Annotated in this window: 2 pseudogenes; both read right to left on the reverse strand. The window is 61.3% G+C overall.

Annotated features, from left to right (window positions below):
* Positions 1–130 precede the first annotated feature (130 nt).
* A pseudogene (locus HT737_RS16490) lies at positions 131–3,201 on the reverse strand (efflux RND transporter permease subunit).
* A gap of 6 nt (positions 3,202–3,207) precedes the next feature.
* Positions 3,208–3,829: pseudogene (locus tag HT737_RS16495) on the reverse strand (efflux RND transporter periplasmic adaptor subunit); the annotation flags it as partial.

Raw genomic sequence — 3,829 nt, forward strand, 5'->3', positions numbered from 1 at the left:
TTACTTTTGGGCGTCTGCAAAAGTGACTCGCCGTAAGGGCGAAACCGCCAGCCGCAACACCCGAAGCAACGGATAAACACCCAAAACCCCAGGAGCATGGTCGGCCCAAAGGCCGCCAAGTCCAAAACCATCAAGCGTCGCGACGCACTCGGAACCAGGCCGCATACAAAGCAGGCAAAAAACAAAAAGCGTCAAAGCCGTAGCCACAATCAACCCCCCCATGATCGCCACCGCCATCGGCCCGAAAAACACACTGCGCGACAACGGAATCATCGCCAGCACCGCCGCCAAAGCCGTCAAGACAATAGGCCGAAACCGCCGCACCGTCGCCTCGATAATCGCCTCCCAAGGCGTCAGCCCCGAAGCAATATCCTGCTCGATCTGATCCACCAGAATCACCGAGTTGCGCATGATCATCCCCGACAGCGCGATCGTCCCCAGCATCGCCACAAACCCGAACGGCTGACGGAACACCATCAGAAACAACACCACCCCGATCAACCCCAACGGCGCCGTCAGAAACACCATCGCCGTGCGCGAGAAGCTACGCAATTGCACCATCAGCAACGTCAGCACCACCACGATAAACATCGGCACCCCGGCATTCACCGACTTCTGCCCACGCTCCGAATCCTCCACCGTGCCGCCGACATCCAGCAGATACCCGTCAGGCAATTCGGCACGGATCGGATCCAGCGTCGGAGCGATCTGCTTCACCAGCGTCGCCGGCTGCTCTTTACCGTAAATGTCCGCCCGCACCGTCACGGTGGGCAGACGATTACGGTGCCAGATAATCCCTTCCTCAAACCCGTACTCCAGCGTGGCAATCTGCGACAACGCCACACTGCGACCGTTATCGGTCGGTACCGCCAGACTCGGCAGCAACGACAACTCGGTGCGCTCATGCACCGTGCCGCGCAACAGGATCTCGATCAGTTCGTTGTCCTCGCGGTACTGACTGACACTCGAACCAGTCAGCGAGCTCTGGAGGAATTTCGCCAGATTGGCCGTGCTCACACCGAGCGCCCGGGCGCGGTCCTGATCGATGTTCAGGTACACCACTTTGCTCGGTTCTTCCCAGTCCAGGTGCACGTTGACCACGTGCGGGTTCTCGCGCACCTTGGCTGCTACTTTGCGCGCCAGCGCGCGGACTTCGTCGATGTGTTCACCCGTGACACGGAACTGCACCGGATAGCCGACCGGCGGGCCGTTTTCCAGACGTGTCACCCGTGAGCGCAGGGCCGGGAATTGCTCGTTGAGGGTTTCGATCAACCAGGTGCGCAGGGTCTCGCGCTCCTCGATGTTTTTCGCCAATACCACAAACTGGGCGAAGCTCGCCGCCGGCAGTTGCTGATCCAGCGGCAGGTAGAAACGCGGCGAACCGGTGCCGACATACGCCACATAGTTATCGATGCCGGCGTGATCCTTGAGCATTGCTTCCAGGCGTTTGACCTCGGCCGTGGTGTTGGCCAGCGACGCCCCTTCGGCCAACTTCAGATCGACCATCAACTCCAGTCGATTGGAGGCCGGGAAGAACTGCTGCGGCACGAAACGGAACAGCATCACCGACGCGATGAACAGCCCCACCGTCAGCACGATCACGGTTTTGCGATGCGCCACGCACCACTCCACCAGACGCCGCACCCGTTGATAGAACGGCGTGCCATACGGGTCGGCTTGCCCGTCAGCTGTGCCGTGTTTGGCCGCATGAATTTTCGCCAGATCCGGCAGGAGTTTTTCCCCCAGATACGGCACGAACATCACCGCTGCCACCCATGAGGCGAGCAAGGCGATGGTCACCACCTGGAAGATCGAACGGGTGTATTCACCGGTGCCGGACTGCGCGGTGGCAATCGGCAGAAACCCGGCGGCGGTGATCAGCGTACCGGTGAGCATCGGGAACGCGGTGCTGGTCCAGGCATAGCTCGCGGCCTTGATCCGGTCGAAACCCTGCTCCATTTTGATCGCCATCATTTCCACGGCGATGATCGCGTCGTCCACCAGCAAGCCCAGCGCCAGCACCAGCGCGCCGAGCGAGATTTTGTGCAGACCGATACCCAGGTAATACATGCAGGCGAAGGTCATCGCCAGCACCAGCGGAATGGTCAGCGCGACCACCATGCCGGTGCGCACGCCGAGAGAGAAGAAGCTCACCAGCAACACGATCGCCAACGCCTCGACCAGCACCTGGACGAACTCGCCGACACCGGTCTTTACCGCCGCCGGTTGGTCGGAGACTTTGCGCAGTTGCATGCCGGCCGGGAGGTTTTTCTGCAGGCGCGAGAACTCGCCTTCCAGCGCTTTGCCCAACACCAGAATGTCGCCGCCGTCCTTCATCGCGACAGCGAGGCCAATGGCGTCCTCACCCATGAAGCGCATGCGTGGCGCCGGTGGATCGTTGAAACCGCGATGCACATCGGCGACATCGGAGATACGGAACGTCCGGTCACCGACGCGGATCGGGAAGTTCTTGATCTCCTCGACCGTTTGAAAATTCCCCGAGACCCGCAGTTGCACACGTTCGCTGCCGGTTTCAAAGAACCCCGCAGTGGACACCGCGTTCTGCTCTTCCAGCGCTTGCTGCACCGCCGCCAGTGGCAAACCGAGGGTGGCGAGTTTGACGTTGGACAGCTCGACCCAGATTTTCTCGTCCTGCAAACCGAGCAGATCAACCTTGCCGACATCCTTGACCCGCTGCAGCTGGATCTGGATGCGGTCGGCATAATCCTTGAGTACCGCGTAGTCGAAACCGTCGCCGGTCAGCGCGTAAATGTTGCCGAACGTGGTGCCGAATTCATCGTTGAAAAACGGCCCCTGAATCCCCGGCGGCAAGGTCTGGCGAATGTCGCTGACCTTCTTGCGCACCTGATACCAGAGGTCGGGAATTTCCTTGGAGTGCATCGAGTCGCGGGCAATGAAGGTGACCTGCGACTCGCCGGGGCGAGAGAACGACACGATGCGCTCGTACTCGCCGGTTTCCATCAGTTTCTTTTCGATACGTTCGGTGACCTGCCGTGAAACTTCCTGCGCGGTCGCCCCCGGCCAGCGGGTCTGGATGACCATGGCCTTGAAGGTGAACGGCGGGTCTTCGCTCTGGCCGAGTTTGGTGTAGGACAAGGCCCCGACGATGGCCAGCAAAAGCATCAGGAACAGGACGATCTGGCGATTACGCAACGCCCATTCGGAAAGGTTGAAGCGCATCGGGACTTACTCCTTGTCCGCCAGATTGACCACACGGTTGGAGCGATCCACAGGCCGCACCTGCTGACCGTCGAGCAATACGTGAACCCCGGCGGCGACTACCCAGTCGCTGGCATTCAAGCCTTCGAGCACCGGTACACTTTTCTCGCCGAACGGGCCGATGCGCACCGGGGTCTTTTTCAGGGTGTTGTTGGCGCTGACGACCCAGACATAGGTCGCACCGTTCTCGGCAGTCAGGGCCGAAAGCGGTACTGACAGCGGCACACTGTCTGCCGATTGCACGAACACCCGGGCGCTCTGCCCGAGTTCAGCCGGGACTTTGCCGCTGGTGAACGAGATGCGCGCGGCGAAGGTACGGGATTTCGGATCGGCCGCCGGCGACAGCTCACGAATCTGCCCGGCGAAGCGCTGGTTCTGCTGGGTCCACAGTTCAACGGTCACTGGCTGGCCGACCTTGAACCGCCCGAAGCTCTGCTCCGGGGAGGCTGATCGACACTTCCCGCTCGCCGTCGGTGGCGAGGGTAAACACGGTTTGTCCGGCGGCGACCACCTGCCCGACTTCCACCGAACGCTTGGCCACCACGCCGTCCTGCGGCGCGCGCAGCACGGCGTAACTGGCCTGGTTGGT

This window comes from Pseudomonas sp. MD195_PC81_125 (genome assembly GCF_014060985.1).
GTDB lineage: Bacteria > Pseudomonadota > Gammaproteobacteria > Pseudomonadales > Pseudomonadaceae > Aquipseudomonas > Aquipseudomonas parakoreensis.